Here is a 22559-nt window from a genome sequence, read left to right on the forward strand (position 1 = left end):
GTCCCTTGAGCAGCCCGACCCACGACATGGCAAGCGCCCTCCCCGCCGCCGACATCGTCCTCAAGGGCGGCACGGTCATCGACGGTAGCGGCGGCCCGGCGTTCGTCGCCGACGTCGCCCTGGCCGGCGACATGATCGTCGCCGTCAGCCCGTCCCTGCCGGTGGGCGGCGCCCGGGCGATCGACGTCTCGGGCCTGGTGGTGGCGCCCGGCTTCATCGACGTGCACACCCACGACGACCTCGTCTGCATCACCCAGCCCGACATGCTGCCCAAGATCAGCCAGGGCGTGACGACGGTGATCGCCGGCAATTGCGGGATCTCGGCGCCGATGCTGCGCTTCGACGAGGCCGTGGCCGAGCCGTTCAACCTGCTGGGCGCGCGCGAGGACTTCGCCTACGCCGCCTTCGCCGACTATCGCCGGGCAATCGAGGCGGCCTGCCCGCGCATCAACGTGGCCGCGCTGGTCGGGCATTCGACCCTGCGCGTGCTGTGCATGGACGACCTGGAACGCCCCGCCACGGCGGCCGAGCGCGAGGCGATGGACGCCCTGCTGCGCGACGCCCTGTCGGAGGGCGCGCTGGGCATGAGCTCGGGGGTGTTCTACGCCCCGGCCTGGGCGGCCGACATGGAAGAGCTGCAGGCCCTGGCGCGCACCGTCGCGCAGGCCGGCGGCGTCTATACCGCCCACATCCGCGACGAGCGCGAAGGCATCATCGAAGCCCTGAAGGAGGCCTTCGCCGTGGCCGCGCCCAGCGGCGCGCCGCTGATCCTGTCGCACCACAAGTGTGCCGGCGTGCGCAACTGGGGCCGCGCGGCCGAGACCCTGGGCCTGATCGACCAGACCCGCCAGAGCCAGCCGGTGCACCTGGACTGCTATCCCTACACGGCCGGCTCGACGATCATCCGGCCGGACCTGGCCGACGGCGAGGTCGAGATCCTGGTCAACTGGTCCGAGCCGCATCCGGAAATGGCCGGCCGCACCCTGGCGGCGATCGCCGCCGAATGGGGTCTGTCGCAGCCGCAGGCGGCCGAGCGGCTGATGCCCGGCGGCGCCAGCTACTTCCAGATGGCCGAGGCCGACATGCGCTCGATCCTGGCCCATCCGTGCTGCATGGTCGGCTCGGACGGCCTGCCGCACGACAAGCGTCCGCATCCGCGCCTGTGGGGCGCCTTCCCGCGCGTGCTGGGCCACTACGCCCGCGACGAGAAGCTGATCAGCCTGGAGGCGGCGGTGCACAAGATGACGGGCCTGGCCGCCGACACCTTCCGCCTAGCGGGACGCGGCCGGGTGGTCGTGGGCATGAAGGCCGACCTGACGGTCTTCGACGCCGAGACGATCATCGACCAGGCCACCTACGAGGCCCCCACGCGCCCGGCCAGGGGGGTCGAGCACGTCTTCGTCAACGGCGCCCTGGCCTGGAGCGACGGCGACGTCGTGGGCGAGCGCGCCGGCCGCTTCCTGCGCTCGGCCGCCTGATCACTCCAGCCTTACGCCTCAGCGCGCGGTGTCGTGCTTGTCGCGCCGACGCACGCCCATCAGCAGGCGCGCCTCGAGCCGCCTGCGCAGGGCCGCGTAGTAGGCGCTGAGGAAGTCGTAGTCGTCCTCCTCGGGCAGGCGGGTCCAGCCCACCTTGCCGGCGATGCGGTCTGCCACCGCGCGCATGGTCTTGCGGTCGCGCTGACGCAGCACGTCTTCCAGCACATGCAGCTCTTTGGCGCCGTAGGCGTCGATCTGCTCCAGGGTGAAGGCGTAGCGCTGCAGGCGCTCGGCCCCCTCGTCGGCCATGTCGCGCATCAGCTTGCGCTTGGGCGCGCGGACGACCCAGGTGCCGCCGATCAGGTCGCCGGCCCGCAGGCGGTCCTTGTTGAACAGCGGGAACAGCACGAAGACCGCCGCCCAGGTGATCCCCAGCAGGTACATCCATCCTTCGATCCCGCCCTCGCCCATGGTCGGGGCGAACAGCATGCTGATCGGGATAAAGACCTCGAGCTCGCGCATGGCGTTGCGGGCGAAGATCGCGCCGGGCCGTAGGCGGCCGCCGTCGCGCGCCGCGACGCGAATGCCCATGACCCGCTTGCCCGGCGTGGCGGCCGCGGCGCTGAGCTCGAAGCCGACGAAGTAGAAGTTGCGCAGCAGGAAGAAGCCAAGCAGCCACAGCACGGCGATCACCTCGCCGCCCTTCAGGCCTGCCGCGGCCAGGGCTCCGATGCCGAGGATGGCGATCAGGATCGAGGCGACGGTCAGCACGGCGAACATGATCGCCGCGTCCAGCAGGAAGGCGCCGGCCCGCTGGCTGGCGTCGGCCAGCTGCAGCCGCAGGTCCACGCCCTCGGGCGTGACAAAGGGCCGGGTCAGCTTCAGCGTGGCGGCGTCGCTCATGCCTTGGCCCTCCGGCGCGGGCCATAGAAATAGAGGCCCCAGACCAGAGCGGTGGCCGCCGCCACGCCGTAGCGAGCGGGCGTGAAGGTGATCAGCTGGCGGCCGAAGCCCTCCAGCAGGCCGGCGAAGAACAGCATGACCACGACCCCGCCCATGACGGTCGCGGCCAGACGGCCGGCCTCGGCGGCCGCGTCCAGGCGGCTGCGCTCGCCCGGGAAGGCCACCGACCAGCCGATCTTGAGGCCCGCAGCGCCGGCCAGGCAGACGGCGAAGAGCTCGGTCACGCCGTGGATCGCCAGCCAACCCCCGGCCTCGACGCCGAGACCCCGGCTGGCGAACAGCGAGAAGAACACGCCCAGCATCACGCCGTTGTAGATCACCAGCATGGCGGTCGGCACGCAGAGCGCGAAGCCCAGCGCGAAGGCCAGCAGCGCCACCTGGGCGTTGTGGGTGAACAGGAAGGTGGCGAACATCGACAGGCCGCTGCTGCTCTTGCTGCCGTCCAGGGTCGAGCGGAGCATCTCGGTGGTGGCCGCCGGATCACGTCCGCCGGTCATCTCCTTGGGCATGAAGGCGTAGTACCACTCGGCGTCCTGGCCGAAGAGCCAGGCCCCGACCAGCGCCCCGATCACCAGCAGCGCCACGCTGACCAGGGTCTCGCGCCACAGGCTCCGCACGGCCGCCGGCCACCCGCCGGCGAAGAACGCCGCCAGCTGGCCGCGAAGGGTCTCGCGCGAGCCGTAGACGAAGAAGTAGGCCCGGGCGCAGAGCATTTCCAGATAGTCGATCATGCCCCGGTCGAGCGAGGTGGCGCGGGCCACCGACAACGACGACAGGGCCGAACGGTAGAGCACCGGAGCGGCCAGGATCTCCTCTTCGGAAAGGCTGGCCATCGAGCCTTTCTCGACCTTCTCCATCAGCCGTTCCAGGCGCTTCCAGTCGGCCTCGCGCTCCTGGCGGAAGCGCTGGCTCTTCAGGCGACCATCGACCTTGACGTCGATCACAGGAGATCCCTCCGCTTGAGGTCGACATAGGCGTTGATCAGCGCCGGACCGATGCGCGCGGCCGGGGCCTCGACGATGTGGGCGCCCAGGCGGCGCAGGCGGGCGACCACGGCCTCACGTTCGCGCAGAAGACCAGCCGAGACCACGGCGCGGGAAATGTCGGCCGGCTCGAAGGGCTCGGCGGCCGTCATGGCCTCCAGCTCCTCGTCCTGCATCACCACGAACAGCACCAGGTGGCGCCGCAGCAGGTGGGTGCAGGCCTCGATCATCAGCTCGGCGGCGGTGGGGTCGGTGAAGTCGGTGAACACCACCACCAGCGAGCGCCGGCGCAGCTTGGCCGCCAGCGTGTTGAGGGCCAGGGTGTAGTTGGTCTCCTCGGTCGAATAGTCGATGCGGCCGGCGGCGTGCTGCAACTGGCGGAAGGCGTCCAGGCCGCTGACCACGCCGGTGAGCAGGCGCGGCGCGGAGTCGAAGGCGTAAAAACCCGCCCGGTCGCCCGAGCGCAGGCAGGCATAGGCCAGAAGCAGGCCGGCGTTGATGGCCCGGTCGACCTTGGGCGCACCGCCGACCGGCTCGCACATGGCCCGGCCGCCGTCGATGGCCAGGACGACGTGGTGGTTGCGCTCGGTGCGGAACTCCTTGGCCAGCAGGTGCAGGTGCCGCGCCGACTGCTTCCAGTCGATGGCGCGCGGGTCCATGCCGGTCTGGAACTCCTTCAGGGCCTCGAACTCCGAGCCCTCGCCGCGATCGACCTGGGTCTTGCTGCCGATCATGGCGTCGCGGGCCAGCATCCGCACGGCTTCCTCGCGCACGCCCTGCAGGTCGGTTCCCGTCGGTGCGTCGATCTCGAGGGTGAAGGTCTGCTGCTTCCAGACAAGGCCCAGCGGCCCGGTCCAGCGCACCCACAGGCGATGCAGCCGCCCCTCCCCGCGCCGCTCGGGCGTCAGGGAGAAGTCGAAGACGGCGGCGCGCTGCTCGACCTGCGCCCGGGCGAAGCGAGGCTGCAGGCCCAGGCGCTCGTCGGCGTCGAGGGCGGCCTCGGCGCGGCCTGGTACCGGCCCCTTGCCGAAGCGCGTGACGAAGGCGATGGGCGCCGTGCGGGCCACCGACAGGAACGGCCGCTCGGGCTCGTCGAGGACCAGACGCGAGCGCGAGCCGCCCGACAGCGCGTCGGCGGCCATGGCCAGCAGCATGACCCCGATCCAGATCGGTCCGGCCAGCCACCCGGCCGGCGCGAGCACGCCGACGACCAGCGCGCCGGGAACCCCGGCGGCTAGGGCGACGACGGCGCGGCGCGTGGGATAGATCACCGGGGGGCCGCCACCCGCTCGACCAGGCCCGAAAGCACGTGGTCGACCTTGCGGCCCTCGATCTCGGCGGCGGCCGAGAGGATCAGGCGGTGGCGCAGGGCCGGCGCGGCCAGCGACTTGACGTCGTCGGGGATCACGTAGTCGCGGCCGTCCAGCGCCGCGCGGGCCCGCGAGGCGACGGCCAGCATGGCGCCGGCGCGCGGGCTGGCGCCGGTCTCGATGTCGGTGGACTCGCGGGTGGCCCGCACCAGGTCGACGATGTAGCCGACGACCTCGTCGGTCAGGCGGACCTTGGCCACCGTGTCGATGGCCGCGTCGATGGCGGCGCGCTCGGCCACGGCCTCGACGCCGAAGCTCTTAGGATCCATCTGGCCGGTGCGCGAGCCGTGGCCGACGATGATCGCCCGCTCCTGCTGGGCGCTGGGATAGTCGAGCACGTGCTTGAACAGGAAGCGGTCGAGCTGGGCTTCCGGCAGCGGATAGGTGCCCTGCTGCTCGATCGGGTTCTGGGTGGCCACCACGGTGAAGCGCGGGCTGAGCGGATGCGACTTGCCGTCAATGGTGACGTGGCGCTCCTGCATGGCTTCCAGCAGCGCGGCCTGGGTCTTGGGCGGCGTGCGGTTGATCTCGTCGGCCAGCAGCAGCTCGCAGAACACCGGACCGCGCGTCAGGCTGAAGGTCGAGGTCTGGAAGTTGAACAGGTTGGCCCCGATCACGTCGCCGGGCATCAGGTCGGGCGTGAACTGGATGCGGCCGTAGTCGAGCGCAACGGTGCGGGCGAAGCTCTGGGCCAGCAGGGTCTTGGCGGTGCCGGGCGGGCCTTCCAGCAGCACGTGGCCGCCGGCGAACAGCGCCGTCAGCAGCAGGTTGACGGCGTCGTCCTGGCCCACGACGGCCTTGCCGATCTCCGAGCGGATCCGCGCGGCGAGCGCCCCGACTTCACTGACGTCCACGGATGAGCTCCTGCTTCCAAGTATGGAGATCGCGCGCCACGGCCATCAGGTCGGACGGCGTCGCCGTCAGCGCCCGATCGGCCAGGGCCGAATAGGTGTTGGTCGCGCCGACGGTGCGGCTGACGCGATCGAGAAAATCGACGAGATCCTGGCCGTCCAGGCCGCGCGGCGCGCCGATGGCGCGGGCGGCCGAGGCCTGGATCAGGCGGGCGTAGAGCCGCGCCATGCGGTGCTCGCGACCGGCAAGTCGCACGAGGCCGGCGGTGTTGTCGGCCAGCGCCGCCTTGCCCAGAGCAACCGCCCGGCGCGAGCGCAGCGGCGGACCAAAGCGCGCGAAGGCCTGGGCGCCGGCCAGCAGGGCCAGGGCCGCGGCCACCAGGGTCGCGCCGACCAGCGGCGGTTCCAGGATCAGGCGCATCAGGCTGCGCGTGCGCTTGAAGCCGTGCAGGGTGACGTCGAAGACCACGGGGGAGTCTTCGTCGCGGATCAGGTTCAGCATGGCCACGGCCGTGCGCGCGCCGTCGGCGGTCTTCAGGCCCTGGGTGTTCAGGTAGTCCGGATCGGCCAGCACGTAGGTCCAGCTGTCGGCATGCATGGCCAGTACGGTCGCACCGCCCTCGTCGACCAGCACCGGCGTCCAGCCCGGCCCCGATAGGCTGCGGGGCTGGTCGATCTGCACCGGCGCGCCGAAGGCCTCGCCGCTGGGCCGGCGCAGGCGCACCATGCGCTTGCCCTTACCCTGGTTCAGCTTGAGGTCCTTGCGCAGCGACACGGGCAGGACCGACAGGGTCTCGCGGAAGTCGTTGTCGCCGAGGATCGTCACCCAACCCCGACGCTTGGGATGCCCGCCTACCACCCATTTGGGCAGCACGATCAGCGTCGGGCCGATGTGGTCGTTGCGCTCGAGCGGCGCGGGCGACATGCCCGTCGACGGCGTCAGGACCAGCAGCCCCTCCTCGGCCGAGGCCGGCAGGTCGCCACGGCTGGTCAGGACGGGCTCGCCCATCAGGCTGAGCAGGCGCGAGACGGCGCCGAACCCCACCGACGAGCGCGACAGGGCGTGCTCGCCGCCGTTGTCGCCCTTGCGCAGTTCGGGCGCGTAGGCCGACAGCACCGCCAGGCCCGTGAACGAGATAACGCCGACGAGAACCAGCACCAGCATGGTCATCGGCGAGAACATGCCGGCGGACTTGGACTGAGACGCGCTCATCCGCGCCAGCCTTCGGGCAGGGCGAAGGCCTCGTAGGCCGCGCGGCATTCGGCGAAGTCGGCCGCGCCGACCGGGCGGCCGCCGAACAGGCCGCGCTCGACCAGGCGGGCAATGCCCACGAAGGCCGGGCGCGCGCCCTCAGGAATGGCCGGCAGCTGAGCGATCTCGCGCGCCGTCAGCGAGATCTTCACCGCCCGGGGGCGGCGCTTTTCGATGTCCTGGACGCTGCGCAGCAGGATCAGGTGGGCGGCTTCGACGAACAGGCCCTTGGCGGCCAGCTCGTCGGCGGCGGCCAGCAGGTCGCGGGCGTCGGCGGCGTCGGGCCGCCAGCCGGCCTCGGCCACCACCAGCGGCTTGATGGCCCGCGGCGCCGGGGCCCAGATGCGCAGGAGCTCGCGAACGATGGCGTAGATGATCAGCGCCGCCAGCAGCGCCAGCGCGCCCCAGAACACCCACTTGAGGTAAGGCGCGATGAGCTCGAAGAACTTGCCGACGTAGCGCAGCCACTCGGGAACCTTGGGCGGCGTGAACACCGCCCGGTCGAACTGGAACCCGGCGTCCTGCGCCAGCCGCGCGTGCGCCGCGACGACCGCGTCGTCCGACGCCCCTTTCGAAACTGTCACGCCCCGGAAACCCGCATTCGCCCCTCGCCGCCAAGCCCCTGCCCAGCCGCGAACACTCGACTCAACTCTACAGCGTGGCGCCGGCTTGGCTAGCCGTAACCGGTGACAATCGATGCTTTGGCCGACCCGCGAAGCTCATCCGACGAAGAACTCGATCGGCGCCAGCACCTCGACCGGGTCGCCCGGCACGTCTTCTGGCGGCGGCGGCATCGGCGAGGCGCGGCGCACGGTGGCCAGCGCCTCCTCGTCGAGCAGCGGGTAGCCCGAGCCCTTGGCGATCCTGGCGGCCAGCACCCGGCCGGCGCGGTCGACGGTGAAGGCGACGTGGACGACGCCCTCCTGCCCGGCGCTCTGCGCGCGACGGGGATAGCGCCTGTAGGCCTTGAGCCGCCCGAGGATAAGCCCCCGCCAGCTGACCGCCGCGTCGCGCGCGGAAGCGGCCGAGGTGCGCGGCGCGGCGACGACCGGCGCGGGCGGCGCGGCGACGGCCGGCGGCGCGGTCGCCTCGCTGGGCGTGGAGGGCCTGGCCGCAGCGTCGCCCTCGACGGCCCGGGCGGCGGACCGCTGCTGCGGCGGCAGCACGCCGCGTGGATCGGGCGGGCGATCGATCGCCTTCGGCGGCGTCGGCGCGGCGACGGCGGCCGGACTGGCCTTGGCCTCTGGCCCCGGCGGCCGCTCGTCCTTGGGACGCGCGGGGGCGACCGGCTCGACGGCGAACTCCACGGCGATGGCCTCGATCGGCGCCGCCGGCGGCATTTCGGGCTTGGCCAGCCGCAGATAGGCGCCCAGCAGCAGAGCCACGTGCAGCACCACCGCCCCGGACAGGGCCAGGCTCCAGCGGCGCTTGCGTCCCGTGGCGGCGAGCGGCTCGCAGGGGATCTCGAGCACGGTCATGGGCAGCGCCTGCAGCATCAGAACACCCGCTCCAGCTTCAGGCTGGCAGCCGTCTTCTCGTAGGAGAACAGCCAGTCGATGCTGCTGGCGACCTTGGCGTACTGCAGGGTCAGGCTGGGCGTGAAGCCGCCGGGCGCCTTCCAGCGCGGGGCGCGGACGATGGCGGTGAAGCTCTGCTCGTCGTCGCGGCGGCGGGCCTCCAGAGTCTCGTTGACGGCCTCCCAGCGCTTGCGCCGGGCCGAGGCGAACAGCGTGCCGTTGAAGCCCTTCACGGTCGGCGTCGCCGCCCCCAGCCGCAGGCCGGCCTGGCGGTAGGCGTTGACCGCGCGGTCGGCGTCCTTGTCGAGCAGGTCCATGCCGCCGAACACCGTCCAGCCGCCGGAAAGGCCGCGCCAGGCGGTCAGGAACAGCGAGGCCTGGCCGCCGTCCAGCGAGGCGAACGAGGCCTGCCGGTAGCGCATCGTCTTGTAGTCGCCCTCCAGCTTGACCAGGGTCGAGGCGCCGACCACGCGGCTGACCTCGGCGTGCAGGCCGGGGGCCTCGTACAGCCGCTCGGCGCCCAGCGTGCCGACGTCGAGCGACGGCGCGACGCCGAAGGCCAGCTTGGCCGTGCGATAGTCGAGCCCGGCCTGGGCGACGAAGGTGGCCTGGTTGTAGCGCCCCTCCTCGGGATAGAGCTCGCCATAGGCCATGCCCCGGAAGGTCAGGCCGCCCGATCCGCGCAACGGCAGCCGGCGGTTCAGGACCGTCTCGAAGTTCACCGTCGCCGCGCCGACCGGATCGGGCGTCTTGCGATCGAAGAAGCAGATCCCGTCAGGTCCGGGCAGCAGGCAGGCATAGCTGCCCGAGGCCTGGTTGACGTTGGTGCTCCAGCCGGGCCCCAGCGCGAACTGGCCGGTCCAGGCGCGGCGGCGCTTCAGGGCCGCCAGGAAGGTCTCAATGCTGCGGCGCACCCCAGCCGCACGGGGATCGTCCTTCGGCAATTGGGCGAGCACGGCGCGGAAGGTCGCCTCGGCCTCGCGGTCGCGCTGGTTCTCGAACAGCACCCGGGCCAGTTCGATGCGGCCAGGCTGGAAGTCAGGCTGCAGCGCCAGCAGCTGGCGGAAGCTGCGCTCGGCGCCGCGCAGGTCGCCGTCCTGCCGCGACAGCTGCCCCTGGGCGTAGTGGACCAGCATCGGATCCTGGTCGGGCAGCGCCAGATAGGCCTTCAGGAAGCGACGTGCGTCGGCCCACTGGCGGCGGGCCAGGGACAGGTACAGCGCCTTGCCCACGTCGTCGGCGCCGGGTCCCACCGTGTAGGCCTGGCCGTCGATGACCAGCACGTCGGGGGCGGTCTCCTGCCGCGTCCTGGCCTCGCGCCCGGCGGCGCGGCGCGACAGGTCCTGGTCGAGGCGCAGGCGCGTGTCCTCGTCGACCTGGGCGTGCGCGGCGCCGGCCAGGGCCAGAACGACAAAAGCCGCGCAGCCGGCGGCGACGCGGAACGGAGCGGGCTTGAAGCGTGACGACCTGAGCATCGGGGGGCTTGGGGCGAGGACCGACCGGTCCCCGCCCCTCGCGTCCTCAGTTCTTCGTGCCGCCGAAGGCGGTGTCGTAGCGGCTGTTGCCGCCGAAGGTGACCAGACCGGCCAGGGCCGCGGCGTTGGCGCCGAAGAACTGGCCGCTGACCGCGCCGCCCGAGGCCAGGGTGGTGGTCCCCTGCGTCGCCGTGGCGTTGTCGACGGTGCTGGCGATCGTCAGGCCCGAGATGCCGACCGAGCCGATGTCGACCTGGTAGCCGTTCGAGGCGCTCTGCACGAAGCCGGTCAGGGTGCCCGCGCCGAAGTCGGCGTCGAACGTACCGGTCAGCACGCCGTTGGTGGCGTAGTCGCTGAGGCCCTTGACCGAGTAGCTGGCCGTGCCCGAGCCGGCGGTCGCGCCGGTGTCGTCGCCCACGTAGTAGACGGTGTGGGTGCCGTCATTGGCGTTGGCGGTGTCGGACCATTCGCCGAACCAGAAGTCGCCGGTGCTGATCTTGGCGAAGTTGAACACGCCCATGCCGTTGTGGCTGCCCGGCGCGGTCGACGGGTTGTTGATCGTGCTGACGCCGTTCACCGGCGGGGCCGAGGCCGAAAGGCCCTGGAAGTCGACATAGGCCGACAGACCGATCGAGGCGACGGCGACGCCGGCCTTGCCGGCGGTGTGCGGACCCGCGTTGATCACGCTGGCGCCCACCTTCAGGTGGGTCTCGTCGGTGGACTCGCCGACGATGCCGGCGTGGGCCACGCCCGCCAGGGCGACGGCCGTGACGGAGGCCAGGATCAGCGTCTTGAAGGTCGAACGGGACATCTCGTCTTCTCCGATGCTTGTTTGACCGAGCCTCGGTCGAGGCCCGGGGTATCCAGCGGCCGCCGCCGCGCCGGTTGGGGCGCCGGCGCGACGAAAGCCGTGAATTGGGGGATCAGTAGCGGGCGGTCATGCTGAGCTTCAGCGTGCGCCCGGGGGCCGGCTGAGCCGTGCGGGTCAGGGGATCGGTGTAGTAGCGGTCGTTGAGATTGGTTCCGACCAGCTCGAACCGCACCTTCTCGTTGAGCTTGAAGTTGGCGTAGGCGTCGACCGTGACGATGTCGTCCCACAGGTAGGGCGTGTTCAGCGCCCAGCCGTCGACGCGGGTGGCGGTGGCCCCGCCGATGAAGCGGTCGAGCTCGGGATTGTCGTAGCCGCTGTAGTAGACGCCGCGCACGCCCACCTCGAGCCGGCGCTGCAGGAAGCGGGCGCCGAGGTTCAGGTTGGCCGAGTTCTCGGGCGTGGCCTGGGTCAGCAGGTAGCCGCCGACGAAGCCGAAGTTCACGCAGTCGGGCACGATGCCGGTGTTGGGCTGCTTGAGGATCGCCTGCTGGCGGTCGCAGACCTTGTTCTTGAAGTTGTGGGCGGCGGAAAAGTCGGCGAACAGCCGGCCGTTGTCGTAGCGGGCCTGCAGCTCGATCCCCTCGATGATCTGCTTTTCCATGTTGGACAGCTGCAGCTGCGTGCCGCGCTCGATGACGTTGGTCGTACGGTTGCGGAACCAGGTCAGCCTGAAGTCGGCCCGCTGGCCCTCGGGCAGCGACAGCAGCGCCGACAGGTCGTGGATGTAGGCGACCTCCCAGGTGCGGGCGTGCTCGGGCTTCAGCGGCCGGGTCGGATCGATGGCGGCCGAAAAGCCGACCGTGCTCTCGAACAGGCTGGGGAAGCGATAGGCCTCGGCGTAGCGCACATAGGCCCGGGCGTTCGGCGTGAAGTTGAAGGTCGCCGAGGCCGCCGGCGTCCAGCCGTCGCCACGCTGGGTGCGGCTGACGGCGGTGACCGGCGCCTGGTTCAGCGAGGCCACGCAGTAGCCGGTGGCGTTGGCCACGCTGTTGAGGAAGCCGTTGACGCAAGGATTGGTGGCGCGGGTGAACTTGCCGGTGCTGTCGCGCTCCCAGGCGATGCGATTGTTGACCGTGCGGCCGTTGACCAGGGTGCGATAGAGCACCGTGCCGTCGGTGAAGACGTAGTTGGTGAACACCACGCCCTTGGCCAGCTGCTCGGCCAGGAAGTCGTCGAACGCCCAGTAGTGCGAGTAGCGCGCGCCGGCGGTGAGGGTCAGCTCGCTGACCGGCCGCCATTCGAGATTGGCGTGGACGTTGTACTCCTCGCGCCGGCCGGCCCGGGGGTACTGGCGCCAGCCGTCGAACGTGCCGCCCCACTCGTCGGGCGAAGTCAGCTTCTCGTGCTGCCAGTCGCCGGCGACGACGAGGTCGAGGTTCGGCGCAAGCCGCATCTTGTTGCTGGCCGACAGGCCGTAGCGGTCGTTCTTGGCGTTGGCGAGCGCGGTGTTCTTGATGATCGGATTGGCGGCGTTCTGGGCCCAGTTGGGGAAGCCGCCGGCGCTGTAGGTGTGACTGTTGGTGCGGGTCAGCCAGACCGACGTCTTCAGGTCCACCCAGCGGCCGCCGGGCTTGAGGCGGTAGTCGACGTTCCAGGCGGTGGCGTGAACCTCGCTGAGCGGCCACTGCACCTTGCCCATGCCGTTGTTGCCGACCGAGATGATCCGCGAGGGCATGACCTCGCCATAGGTCGAGACGGTGTCGCGCACGCCGAACTTCAGTTGCTGGGCGTCGCTGATCTTCCAGACCAGCTTGCCCAGCCAGGAGCTCATCTCGCTGGAGGTGTTGGGGACCTCGTTGCCGGGCTGATAGTTGAAGGCCAGCCGCTTGATCAGGTCCTGCGGGCCCGACGGCGTGGGCAGGTTGGTCTGGCGGTAGTAGTCGGCCTCGCTCTCGCCGGCGAAGTAGTTGCCGCGCTCGCGCCAGGCGTAGGCGGCCAGCCATTCGAAGTCGTCGCTGCGGCCGGCGATGGCCAGGCGCGCGGCGCGATCGCCCAGCGACAGGGTCTCGTTGTCCGACGAGGTGCGCGGCGTCACCTGCACGTAGGGATCATTGTAGGGACTGTTGGGAAAGCCCGTGGTCCCGGTCGAGCCGGGAAAGCCCGGCACGTTGCGATAATCCTGGCCGGTCAGCAGGGTCGGCAGGCGCGGCTTGGTGGAGTTGTTCCCGCCCTCGATGCGGACTTCCGCGCCATAGCGCTCGCCCTCGCGCAGGATGTCGCGCGGGGCCAGGGTGTCGATGACCACCGCCCCGCCCACCGAGGTATGGACGCCGGCGGTCAGGGACGGGCCTTTCAGCACCTGCACGCCGCCGACCAGGCTGGGGTCGATGTAGCTTCTGTTGTTGGCCCCGTTGTAGCCGCGCCAGACGGTCAGGGCCTGCTCGCCGCCGTCGATGATCACCGGCACGCGGCCAGGCCCCTCGACGCCGCGGACGCTGGGATCGAGCGCGCCGCTGTTGCGGGCGTCGCCGCTGAACACCCCGACCATGCCCTTGAGCACGTCGGCCGGGCTGACGCCCTTGTAGCGCTCGACCTGGCTCTTGCCGGCGTAGGTGGACGCGCCGTCCAGGTCGTAGACGCCGTCGTAGCCCAGGGCGTCGCGGGCGCTCAGCGCATCGCCGCCGCTCGCGCCCTCGACCCGCAGGACGTCGGTGACCACCGCGCCTTTGGCGACGGGCGCGGCCTCCAGGGTGACGACGCCGGGGCGCACCTCGCGCCAGGTGACGCCGCTGCCGGCCAGCAGGCGCGACAGGATCTCGCCCTGGCTGAAGCGGCCGCGCACGGCGGGCGCGCGGCGCCCGTAAGGGGCCTCGACGGCGTAGACGATCTGGACCTTGGTCTGCAGCGAAAACTGGCTCAGCGCCTGGGGCAACGCCTGGGCGGGAATATCGACGGCGTAGGCCGAGGCTTCCTGGGCGGCCGCGGGAAGCGCGCCCAGCGCCAGCGGGCTGGCCGAGGCCAGGGCCAGACACAGCGACAGCCGGCGGATACGCGGAAGCAGGCCGGGGCGGTTAGCGGGCGTCGTCATGTCTGCGGTCGGTCTCGTCTCATGGGTCGCTCTTTATTGCGAGCGACACTCAATTGCATCTTATGATGGAGAGACGAAACCCGACGGCGAGATCCCCTAGCGACCTCGGCGATTTTTTTGCGGAGACGTTACGAGCCGGTCAGTAGAGCAGGACGAAACCGCCCAGGCGCGCGGTGCGCAGGTCCAGCGAGGCGGCAAGGGCGTCGATGGCGGCGTCGGGCCGGGCGACGTCGAAAACCCCCGAGACCGGCCGGCCGGCCAGGGCCTGCCCGCGCACGAACACCTTGCCGCGGCGGTAGCGGCCGATCTCGTCGACCACTTCCGACAGCGGGCGATGATAGACGACGAGCCGTCCCTGCCGCCAGGCGTCGACCGCGGCCGGATCCTCCAGCGCCAGGGCCTTGGGCGCCGCGCCGTCGAGCCAGGCCCCCTGCCCGGCCCGCAGCACCGCCATCCCGCCGCCGCGCGCCGGCTCGACCCGCACCGCACCGCGCAGGACGCTGACCTTGGCGCGATCGCCCTGCAGGCGGACGTCGAAGGCCGTGCCCAGCACCCGTGCGCTGCCGGCCCGGCTCTCGACCACGAAGGGCCGCGAGGGATCATGCGCCACGTCGAAGAAGGCCTCGCCCTTGACCAGCCGCACGCGGCGGCCTTCGGGGCCGTAGCGGACGTCGAGCACCGCGCCGGTGTTGAGGGTCACGACGCTGCCGTCGGCCAGCACCTGGCGGCGCACTTGCCCGACCTCGGCGACGAGATGGTTCGGGTCGGCGGGCGCGAGCGTCTCGAGCGCGGCGCCCGTTCCGAGCGCCAGCACCAGGCAGGCGGCGACGGCCGCGGGGATCTTCCAGGTCCGGCGACGCGGAACGGCGACGGCGGCGGCCCCCCGCCGTCGTCGCGGCTGGGACTGCGCGCCCTCAAGAGGCGCCGTAGCCGCGCCGATCAGCGAAAGAATGTGGTCGGCCTCGGCCATCGCCTCGGCGCGCTGCGGCTCGGCGGCCAGCCAGGCGGCGTGCTCGGCCGCGTCGGCTCCGTCGCGCAGGCGCAGCGCCCGGCGCGCGGCCGCGTCGAACAGCGCTTGGTCTCCGCCCCCGGTTTTGTCCTTGTCGCTCATGTGGGCTTTTGGTCCTCCCGATGGACAGGACGAACCGGCGCCCGCGCTTCCCCTAGTCTCATCCATCGCCGCGCGCTTCCTTCAGCCGGCGACGGCAGTGGCCCATGGCTTTCGCCAGATGGTTCTCGACCGTGCGCGGCGAGATCCCCAGGCGGTCGGCGACCTGCTGCATGGTCAGGTCGTGGCCGCGATAGAGCAGGATCACCTGGCGGCACTTGTCGGGCAGTTCGGCGATGGCGGCCTGGACGACGGCGATCTCCTGACGGCCGGCCAGCACCTGGAAGGCCGAGGGCGCGTCGCTGCCCGCCTCCAGCGGCAGCTCGCCCGGCGCGATCCGCCGGGCCTGGACGGCCGCCTGGCGCTGGCGGTCGACGACGAGGTTGGCGATGATCCGCCGCAGGTAGCTCAAGGGGTTGCGCACCGCCGAACCGTCGAAGCCCGGCGCGCGGGTCAGGTCCGACAGCTTCAGCCAGGCGTCCTGCATGACGTCGTCGGCGAGGCTGGCCGAGCGGGCCTTGCGAGCGGCGAAGCGGCGGAGGTCCTCATAGTGGGCCTCCAGCAGGCCGGTCAGGTCGGAAGCCGTTCCCCTCTGGCCAGATCGCATCACGCCACCCCGAATGAGAACGATTCTCATTACCGCGCCATGATCTAGCGATCTCGCCGCCCCCCGTCAAAGGCGACCGCTTTCGAGACAGCCAAGATTAGCCGCCCTCCCAAGTCCGCTCATCCCCCGCGAAGGCGGGGCCCAAGCTGATTTCCGGAATGTGGCTCAGCCGCGGATCGTCCGCGATCTCGGCTTGGATCCCCGCCTTCGCGGGATACTCGGGGAAGATCGGCCCAAACAAATGACGCCCAGTCCCGACCTAGGGCAGCGGAACGCCCCGGCTGGCGGTCAGGATCGCGTACCACTGGGCCCTGGTCATGTGGACGTGCAGGGCGTCGGCGGCGGCCTTGATCCGCTCGGGGGTCTGGGAGCCGACGATCGGGATCGGCCGCGACGGGTGGGCCATGATCCAGGCCAGGGCGACGGCGGCGCGGTCGACGTGCTGAGGCCGGGCCACGGCGTCCAGAGCGTCGATCACCGCCCGGCCGCGATCGTCGATCCCCTCGCCCGTCAGGCGCCCGCCGCCCAGGGGCGACCAGGCCAGCACGGCCATGTCGCGCTCCAGCGCCTGGTCGAGCACGCCGTCCGACAGCGGCTCGATGGCCAGGGGCGAGAACTCCGGCTGGATGCTGGCCAGCGGGAACGGCAGGTGCGCCTGCAGAGCGGCGACCTGGCTGGGCAGGTAGTTGGAGACGCCCACGGCGTCGATCTTGCCCTGCTCGCGCAGCTTGACCAGCGCAGCGGCCACCTCGGCCGGATGGGCCAGAACGTCGGGACGGTGGACCTGGTAGAGATCGATCTTCTCGACGCCCAGGCGCTGCAGCGAGGCTTCGCAGGCCGACACCAGATAGTCGGCGCTGGAGTTGTAGGGCACGCCCAGGATGATGCCGCCCTTGGAGGCCAGCACGAACTTCTCGCGCAGGTGCGGGGCGTCGTGCAGCACCTTGCCCAGCAGCACCTCGGCCGAACCGAAACCGTAGGGCGTGTCGGCGCCGTAGATGTCGGCGGTGTCGAGCAGGGTGATCCCGCTTTCCAGCGCGGTCTCGACCAGATGGCGGGCGTCGGCGACGGATTCGCCCTTGAAGCGCCACATGCCCCAGGCCAGCGGCGACACGGAAAGGCCGCTCTTGCCGAGCGGACGGTTTTCGTGGGGCTTGCGGTCGTCGAGCATGGGGAAGCGCACTCTCGGTTCGAAAAGGACGCCGAGATGACCGGCGAGCGGGGCCGAGCGCAAGCTTTACCGGCGGCAATATCGAGCATGAGAACACCGCGTTGGTCGGCGCGGCCCGGCGGCGGCTAGCGTCAGTCCGCCTTCACGAACGCGCCAAGGGGCCCGGCGCGCGGCGAGGCCGCCCTCCCCGATCAACGACAAGAAAGTCGACGCCATGCTTCGCCCCATCCTCCTGGCCACGGCCGCCGCCCTGGCGCTGGCCAGCGCCGCCGCGGCCGCCGATCTCGACGCCGCCGCCGTCCATGCCCGCACCCTGGTGCTCGACAGCCACGTCGACGTGCCGGCCGACCTGGGCGTCGGCGCGCACGAGGCCGCCGTCGACGGCGACGGCCAGGTCGACCTGCCCAAGCTGGAGCGCGGCGGGGTCGACGCGGCCGTGCTGGCGGTCTTCGTCGCCCAGGGCCCCCGCACGCCGGCGGGTTACGCCCAGGCCCGCAAGGAGGCCGACGCCAAGCTGGCCGCCATCCGCGGCGTCGCCGAGCGCCACCCCGACCGCGCCGTGCTGGCCCTGAAGGCCGACGACGTCGAAGCCGCCGCCAAGGCCGGCAAGCGGGCGATCGTGGTCGGCTTCCTCAACGCCTATCCGTTCGGCGACGACCTGGCGCCGATCGACGCCTACTACGCCGGGGGCGTGCGCAGCTTCGGCTTCGTACACGCCGGCAACAACGCCTTCGCCGACTCCTCGCGCCCCAGCGGCGGGACCAAGGTCGAATGGGGCGGCCTGTCGCCCCTGGGCAAGCAGGCGGTGGGTCGGCTCAACGACCTGGGCGTGATCATCGACGTCTCGCAGCTGACGCCCGATGGGGTGAAGCAGGTGCTGGCGATCAGCCGCGCGCCGGTGGTGGCCAGCCATTCGGGCGTGCAAGGCGTCGTCGACAACCCGCGCAACCTGTCGGACGCCGAACTTGACGCCATCGCCGCCAAGGGCGGGGTCGTTCAGGTCGTGGCCTTCGGGCCCTATCTGGTGGCGCTGACGCCCGAACTTCGCCCGAAGGTGGCGGCGCTGCGCGCCCAGTACGGCCTGCCGGCCGCCTTTACCCGCGCGGCCGACGGGACCGAGGCGCTGTCGCCCGACAAGCGCAGGGACTACAGCCACGCCGTCACCGACCTTCTGCCCAAGGCGACGGTCAAGGACCTGGTCGACTCCGTCGATTACGCGGTCAAACGCGTGGGGGTCGATCACGTGGGACTGTCGTCGGACTTCAACCACGGCGGCGGGGTGATCGGCTGGGCCAACGAGGGCGAGGCCGGCAACGTCACGGCCGAACTGGTGGCGCGCGGCTATTCCGAAGCCGACATCGGCAAGCTGTGGGGCGGCAACTACCTGCGCGTCTTCCGGGCCGTGGAGCAGAAAGCCAAGCGATAGCCTCCTGACTGTCATACCGGCCGTAGCGAAGCGGAGCGCCGGGATGACAGATTACGGGTAAGCAGTGCTCAAAAAATGAATGAAGAAAGACCGCCAGATCGCTGATCTGGCGGTATTTTTCGTCACTCGGCTGCGACGCGCAGACCAGCCGAGGCGGCCAGGGCCTGGTCGAGGTCGGCCAGGATGTCGTCGATGTGCTCCAGGCCGATCGACAGGCGCACATAGCCTTCGGAGACGCCGGTCGCTGCCTGGTCTTCGGCGCTGAGCTGGGAGTGGGTGGTCGAGGCCGGATGGATGGCCAGGCTGCGGGCGTCGCCGATATTGGCCACATGGTAGAACAGCTTGAGCGCGTCGATGAACCGCTTGCCGCTCTCGCGCCCTCCCGCCAGTTCGAAGCCGACCAGACCGCCGTAGCCGCCCGACAGGTAGCGGTCGGCCCGCTCGCGGCGCAGACCGTCCTGGGCGGTGGGATAGATCACCTGGATCACCTCCGGGCGCTTGGCCAGGAAGTCGACCACGCCTTGCGCGTTCTGCGAATGGCGGGCGATGCGCAGCGGCAGCGTCTCCAGCCCCTGCAGGATCTGGAAGGCGTTGAACGGCGACAGCGCCGCGCCCAGGTCGCGCAGCAGCACGGTGCGGGCCCGCAGGATGTAGGCGATCGGCCCCAGCGGCTTGGCCGCCTGCGCCCAGACCGCGCCGTGATAGCTGGGGTCGGGCGTGTTGAGCAGCGGCTGGCGCTCGGGATGGGCCTCCCAGTCGAAATTGCCGCCGTCGATGATGACGCCGCCGATCGAGGTGCCGTGGCCGCCGATATACTTGGTGGTCGAATAGACGACGATCGCCGCGCCGTGCTCCAGCGGCCGCGCCAGCAAGGGGGCGGCGGTGTTGTCGACGATCAGCGGGATCCCATGGGCGCGGCCGATGGCGGCGACCTCGGCGATCGGAAAGACCGTCAGCTTCGGATTGGGCAGGGTCTCGGCGTAGTAGGCGCGCGTGCGCTCGTCGGTGGCGCGGGCGAAGGCCTGGGGGTCTTCCGGATCGACGAAGCGGACCTCGATCCCCTGGTCGCGCAGCGTGTTGGCGAACAGGTTCCAGGTGCCGCCATAGAGGTCGGTGGAGCTGACGATGTTGTCGCCGGCCCTGGCCAGGTTCTGGATGGCGAAGGCCGAGGCCGCCTGCCCCGAGGCCACCGCCAGGGCCGCCGCTCCGCCCTCCAGCGCGGCCAGGCGCTGCTCCAGGATGTCGATCGTGGGGTTGCCGATGCGGGTGTAGATGTTGCCCAGCTGGCGCAGGGCGAAGAGGTCGGCCGCGTGCTCGGCGCTTTGGAACTGGTAGGACGTGGTCTGGTAGATCGGCGGGGCCACGGCGCCCGTGGTCGGATCGGCCCGCCAGCCCGCGTGCAGGGCCAGGGTTTCGGGGTGGAGCTTGCGGTCGGACATCGGCTTCTCCTGAAGCTTTTTACGTCGATGTCGAAAACCTGACCCGTCCCGTCCTCCTCCGCACGACCGATATTCTCGCCGTGCGGGCAGAAAAACTCACCCCAGGATTGCGCGGCCGAGCTCCAGCAAGCCCGGCCGCGATCTCACGTCAGTTCTGGCGCTCGACCTGGCTGACGTCGCGCACCGCGCCGCGAGCGGCGTTGGTGGTCATGGCCGCGTAGGCGCGCAGGGCCGGCGAGACCTCGCGCTTGCGGTCCTTGGGCTTCCAGGCGTCCTTGCCGCGGGCCAGCTGGGCGGCATGGCGCTGCGCAAGCTCCGCGTCGGAGACTTCCAGCTGGATGCCGCGGTTAGGGATGTCGATCAGGATGCTGTCGCCGGTCTCGACCAGGGCGATCAGGCCGCCCTCGCCGGCTTCGGGCGAAACGTGGCCGATCGACAGGCCCGAGGTGCCGCCCGAGAAGCGGCCGTCGGTGATCAGGGCGCAGGCCGCGCCCAGACCCTTCGATTTCAGGTAGGTGGTCGGGTACAGCATCTCCTGCATGCCCGGGCCGCCCTTGGGGCCTTCATAGCGGATGACCACGACCTCGCCGGCCACGACCTTGCCGCCCAGGATGCCGCTGACGGCGTCTTCCTGGCTCTCGAACACCCGAGCGGTGCCGCGGAAGGTCAGGATCGACTCGTCGACCCCGGCCGTCTTCACGATGCAGCCTTCCGGCGCCAGGTTGCCGAACAGCACGGCCAGACCGCCATCCCTCGAGAACGGGTGCTCGACCGAGCGGATGACGCCCTTCTCGCGATCCAGATCCAGCTCCTCCCAGCGGGCCGCCTGGCTGAAGGCGACCTGGGTCGGCTTGCCGCCCGGGGCGGCGCGGAAGAACTCCTGGGCCGTGCCGCTGTTGGTGCGGCCGATGTCCCAGCGGGCCAGGGACTCGGCCATGGTCGCGGCGTGGACGGTCGGCTGGCTGGCGTCGATCAGGCCGCCCTTCTCCAGCTCGCCCAGGATGGCGGGCACGCCGCCGGCGCGGTGGACGTCTTCCATGTGCACGTCGGACTTGGCGGGCGCGACCTTCGACAGGCACGGCACGCGACGCGACAGCCGGTCGATGTCGGCCATCGAGAACTCGACCCCGCCCTCGCTGGCGGCGGCCAGCAGGTGCAGCACGGTGTTGGTCGAGCCGCCCATGGCGATGTCCAGGCTCATGGCGTTCTCGAACGCTTCGCGCGTGGCGATGCCGCGCGGCAAGGCCGTGACGTCCTCCTGCTCGTACCAGCGCTGGCACAGGTCGACGATCAGGCGGCCGGCCTCCTTGAACAGGGCCTCGCGGTCGGCGTGGGTGGCCAGGACCGAGCCGTTGCCGGGCAGCGACAGGCCCAGCGCCTCGGTCAGGCAGTTCATCGAGTTGGCGGTGAACATGCCCGAGCACGAGCCGCAGGTCGGGCACGCGGCCTTCTCGATCGCCTCGACTTCCTCGTCGGTGTACTTGTCGTCGGCGGCCACGACCATGGCGTCGACCAGGTCCAGCGAGCGGATCGCGCCCTTGATCTGCACCTTGCCGGCCTCCATCGGACCGCCCGAGACGAAGACCACCGGGATGTTGAGGCGCATGGCGGCCATCAACATCCCGGGCGTGATCTTGTCGCAGTTGGAGATGCAGACGATGGCGTCGGCGCAGTGGGCGTTGACCATGTACTCGACCGCGTCGGCGATCAGCTCGCGGCTGGGCAGCGAGTACAGCATGCCGCCGTGGCCCATGGCGATGCCGTCGTCGACGGCGATGGTGTTGAACTCCTTGGCCACGCCGCCGGCCGCCTCGATCTCGCGGGCGACCAGCTGGCCCAGGTCCTTCAGGTGCACGTGACCCGGGACGAACTGGGTGAAGCTGTTGGCCACGGCGATGATCGGCTTGCCGAAGTCGCTGTCCTTCATGCCGGTGGCGCGCCACAGGCCGCGGGCGCCGGCCATGTTGCGGCCGTGGGTGGAGGTGCGTGAGCGATAGGGAGGCATGGGAAAATCTCAGTGTCGGCTGTGGGGTTATTACCGCCGCTGACGACGCGAGCAAAATATATTAAAAGGCGATCATTAGGTCGCATGGGATATCAAATGGACGTCCGGCAGTTTCGCCACTTCGCCGCCGTGGCCGAGACCTTGCATTTTGGCCGGGCCGCCGAGCGGCTGCGCATGACCCAGCCGCCGCTGAGCCAGTCGATCATGGCCCTGGAAAAGGAATTGGGGGCTGCGCTGTTCGTGCGCACCAAGCGTAACGTGCGCCTGACCCCGCTGGGCGAGCAGTGGCTGCCGCAGGTGCAGGAGGCGCTGGCGGCGCTGGACGCCCTGCCCGGGGCGGCGCAACGGATGCGCGACGGCCAGAGCGGGTACCTGGCGCTGTCGTTCGTCAGCACCGCCGACTACAGCGTCCTACCCTCGTTGGTGCGGCGCTACTCCCAGGCCTATCCGGAGGTGGAGATCCGGCTGTTCGAGGCGACCAGCGACGTGCAACTGCCGGCCCTGGTCGAGGGCGAGCGGCACGCGGGGATCATCATTCCGCCGACCGACCAGCCGCTGCCTTCGGCTCTGGCCTACCGACGCCTGCTGCGCGAGCCGCTGGTCGCGGCCGTGCCCAGCGCCTGGATCGACGAGGGACGGATCGCGGGCGATGCGGTGCTGTCGGCCGACGAGTTGCTGGCCTCGCCGCTGATCCTGTTTCCCAAGCACGTGGCGCCGAACTTCCACGACCTTGTCACCGGCCACTATCGCGCGCTGGGCGGCGAGGCGCGCATCGCCCAGGAGGCCATCCAGATGCAGACGATCATCAGCCTGGTGTCGAGCGGGCTGGGCGTGGCGCTGGTGCCCGCCTCGCTGCGCAACCTGGCGCGCACGGGCGTCACCTACGTGTCGCTGGCCGGCGCCGCCCCGGAACTGGAGACGGGCCTGGCCTGGCGCAAGGGCGAGATCAGCCCGACTCTGGCCAACTTCCTGAAGCTGACCGAGCCGGGCTGATCCTGCGTCGTTCCTAGAACTT

At 70.9% G+C, this 22559-nt stretch carries 18 protein-coding genes; 3 read left to right on the plus strand and 15 right to left on the minus strand.

Features of this window, described 5'->3' with window-relative positions; genetic code table 11:
* Nucleotides 1-26 precede the first annotated feature (26 nt).
* Complete coding sequence (locus G5B46_RS04220; protein ID WP_165256330.1) at nt 27-1478, plus strand: D-aminoacylase; 1452 nt, start codon at nt 27-29, stop codon at nt 1476-1478.
* Between the two features lie 18 nt (nt 1479-1496).
* On the opposite strand, the gene G5B46_RS04225 is transcribed toward G5B46_RS04220, so the two are convergent.
* The 13 genes from G5B46_RS04225 to G5B46_RS04285 form a co-directional block, all read right to left on the minus strand.
* Nucleotides 1497-2381 (minus strand): RDD family protein, encoded by an 885-nt coding sequence (locus G5B46_RS04225; RefSeq protein WP_165256332.1) that lies wholly within the window; start codon nt 2379-2381, stop codon nt 1497-1499.
* Nucleotides 2378-3385: a stage II sporulation protein M gene (locus G5B46_RS04230; protein ID WP_165256334.1), complete on the minus strand. Its 1008-nt coding sequence runs from the start codon at nt 3383-3385 to the stop codon at nt 2378-2380. Before G5B46_RS04230 ends, G5B46_RS04225 begins: the two co-directional genes overlap by 4 nt.
* A complete protein-coding gene (locus G5B46_RS04235; protein ID WP_165256336.1) occupies nt 3382-4695 on the minus strand; it encodes a DUF58 domain-containing protein in 1314 nt (437 codons plus the stop codon). The genes G5B46_RS04230 and G5B46_RS04235 overlap by 4 nt, the downstream gene beginning before the upstream one ends.
* Nucleotides 4692-5648, minus strand: coding sequence for a MoxR family ATPase (locus G5B46_RS04240; protein WP_165256338.1), 957 nt, complete (start codon nt 5646-5648; stop codon nt 4692-4694). Before G5B46_RS04240 ends, G5B46_RS04235 begins: the two co-directional genes overlap by 4 nt.
* The gene (locus tag G5B46_RS04245) at nt 5635-6858 is read right to left on the minus strand and encodes a hypothetical protein (protein ID WP_165256340.1); all 1224 of its coding nucleotides are present in this window, start codon (nt 6856-6858) and stop codon (nt 5635-5637) included. The genes G5B46_RS04240 and G5B46_RS04245 overlap by 14 nt, the downstream gene beginning before the upstream one ends.
* Entirely contained in the window at nt 6855-7481 is a 627-nt protein-coding gene (locus G5B46_RS04250; RefSeq protein WP_165256342.1) for a DUF4129 domain-containing protein, read from the minus strand. The genes G5B46_RS04245 and G5B46_RS04250 overlap by 4 nt, the downstream gene beginning before the upstream one ends.
* A 135-nt stretch (nt 7482-7616) precedes the next feature.
* Entirely contained in the window at nt 7617-8393 is a 777-nt protein-coding gene (locus G5B46_RS04255) for an energy transducer TonB (RefSeq protein WP_165256344.1), read from the minus strand.
* A complete protein-coding gene (locus G5B46_RS04260; protein WP_165256346.1) occupies nt 8393-9889 on the minus strand; it encodes a surface lipoprotein assembly modifier in 1497 nt (498 codons plus the stop codon). The genes G5B46_RS04255 and G5B46_RS04260 overlap by 1 nt, the downstream gene beginning before the upstream one ends.
* A gap of 46 nt (nt 9890-9935) precedes the next feature.
* Nucleotides 9936-10700: a Slam-dependent surface lipoprotein gene (locus tag G5B46_RS04265; RefSeq protein ID WP_165256348.1), complete on the minus strand. Its 765-nt coding sequence runs from the start codon at nt 10698-10700 to the stop codon at nt 9936-9938.
* A 112-nt stretch (nt 10701-10812) separates the two neighbouring features.
* Nucleotides 10813-13788: a TonB-dependent receptor gene (locus G5B46_RS04270; protein WP_165256350.1), complete on the minus strand. Its 2976-nt coding sequence runs from the start codon at nt 13786-13788 to the stop codon at nt 10813-10815.
* A 139-nt stretch (nt 13789-13927) separates the two neighbouring features.
* Nucleotides 13928-14899, minus strand: a complete 972-nt coding sequence (locus G5B46_RS04275) for a FecR domain-containing protein (RefSeq protein WP_165256352.1) — start codon at nt 14897-14899, stop codon at nt 13928-13930.
* A 58-nt stretch (nt 14900-14957) separates the two neighbouring features.
* Entirely contained in the window at nt 14958-15503 is a 546-nt protein-coding gene (locus tag G5B46_RS04280) for an RNA polymerase sigma factor (RefSeq protein ID WP_165256354.1), read from the minus strand.
* A 259-nt stretch (nt 15504-15762) separates the two neighbouring features.
* Nucleotides 15763-16674, minus strand: a complete 912-nt coding sequence (locus tag G5B46_RS04285; RefSeq protein WP_205691444.1) for an aldo/keto reductase — start codon at nt 16672-16674, stop codon at nt 15763-15765.
* A gap of 214 nt (nt 16675-16888) precedes the next feature.
* Here G5B46_RS04285 and G5B46_RS04290 point away from each other — a divergent pair, with 214 nt between their 5' ends.
* Nucleotides 16889-18100, plus strand: a complete 1212-nt coding sequence (locus G5B46_RS04290) for a dipeptidase (RefSeq protein ID WP_165256356.1) — start codon at nt 16889-16891, stop codon at nt 18098-18100.
* A gap of 122 nt (nt 18101-18222) precedes the next feature.
* Here G5B46_RS04290 and G5B46_RS04295 read toward each other — a convergent pair whose 3' ends face one another.
* Entirely contained in the window at nt 18223-19539 is a 1317-nt protein-coding gene (locus tag G5B46_RS04295; protein ID WP_165256358.1) for a PLP-dependent transferase, read from the minus strand.
* A gap of 148 nt (nt 19540-19687) precedes the next feature.
* Nucleotides 19688-21544: a dihydroxy-acid dehydratase gene (gene ilvD, locus G5B46_RS04300; RefSeq protein WP_165256360.1), complete on the minus strand. Its 1857-nt coding sequence runs from the start codon at nt 21542-21544 to the stop codon at nt 19688-19690.
* 96 nt (nt 21545-21640) lie between these two features.
* On the opposite strand from ilvD, the gene G5B46_RS04305 reads away from it, so the two are divergent.
* Nucleotides 21641-22537 carry a LysR family transcriptional regulator gene (locus G5B46_RS04305; protein ID WP_165256362.1) on the plus strand — a complete coding sequence of 299 codons (897 nt, stop codon included), beginning with the start codon at nt 21641-21643 and terminating at the stop codon, nt 22535-22537.
* The last annotated feature ends 22 nt before the right edge of the window (nt 22538-22559 follow it).

Origin of the sequence: Caulobacter sp. 602-2 (assembly GCF_011043625.1) — a bacterium.
GTDB lineage: Bacteria > Pseudomonadota > Alphaproteobacteria > Caulobacterales > Caulobacteraceae > Caulobacter.

Excerpts from the sequence above, each read along its gene's own strand:
- ilvD (WP_165256360.1), bottom strand. The coding sequence starts at position 21,544 with ATGCCTCCCTATCGCTCACGCACCTCCACCCACGGCCGCAACATGGCC.
- G5B46_RS04305 (WP_165256362.1), top strand. The coding sequence starts at position 21,641 with ATGGACGTCCGGCAGTTTCGCCACTTCGCCGCCGTGGCCGAGACCTTG.
- G5B46_RS04265 (WP_165256348.1), bottom strand. The coding sequence starts at position 10,700 with ATGTCCCGTTCGACCTTCAAGACGCTGATCCTGGCCTCCGTCACGGCC.
- G5B46_RS04275 (WP_165256352.1), bottom strand. The coding sequence starts at position 14,899 with ATGAGCGACAAGGACAAAACCGGGGGCGGAGACCAAGCGCTGTTCGAC.
- G5B46_RS04245 (WP_165256340.1), bottom strand. The coding sequence starts at position 6,858 with ATGAGCGCGTCTCAGTCCAAGTCCGCCGGCATGTTCTCGCCGATGACC.
- G5B46_RS04280 (WP_165256354.1), bottom strand. The coding sequence starts at position 15,503 with ATGCGATCTGGCCAGAGGGGAACGGCTTCCGACCTGACCGGCCTGCTG.
- G5B46_RS04295 (WP_165256358.1), bottom strand. The coding sequence starts at position 19,539 with ATGTCCGACCGCAAGCTCCACCCCGAAACCCTGGCCCTGCACGCGGGC.
- G5B46_RS04290 (WP_165256356.1), top strand. The coding sequence starts at position 16,889 with ATGCTTCGCCCCATCCTCCTGGCCACGGCCGCCGCCCTGGCGCTGGCC.
- G5B46_RS04220 (WP_165256330.1), top strand. The coding sequence starts at position 27 with ATGGCAAGCGCCCTCCCCGCCGCCGACATCGTCCTCAAGGGCGGCACG.
- G5B46_RS04270 (WP_165256350.1), bottom strand. The coding sequence starts at position 13,788 with ATGACGACGCCCGCTAACCGCCCCGGCCTGCTTCCGCGTATCCGCCGG.
- G5B46_RS04260 (WP_165256346.1), bottom strand. The coding sequence starts at position 9,889 with ATGCTCAGGTCGTCACGCTTCAAGCCCGCTCCGTTCCGCGTCGCCGCC.
- G5B46_RS04225 (WP_165256332.1), bottom strand. The coding sequence starts at position 2,381 with ATGAGCGACGCCGCCACGCTGAAGCTGACCCGGCCCTTTGTCACGCCC.
- G5B46_RS04285 (WP_205691444.1), bottom strand. The coding sequence starts at position 16,674 with ATGCTCGACGACCGCAAGCCCCACGAAAACCGTCCGCTCGGCAAGAGC.
- G5B46_RS04255 (WP_165256344.1), bottom strand. The coding sequence starts at position 8,393 with ATGCTGCAGGCGCTGCCCATGACCGTGCTCGAGATCCCCTGCGAGCCG.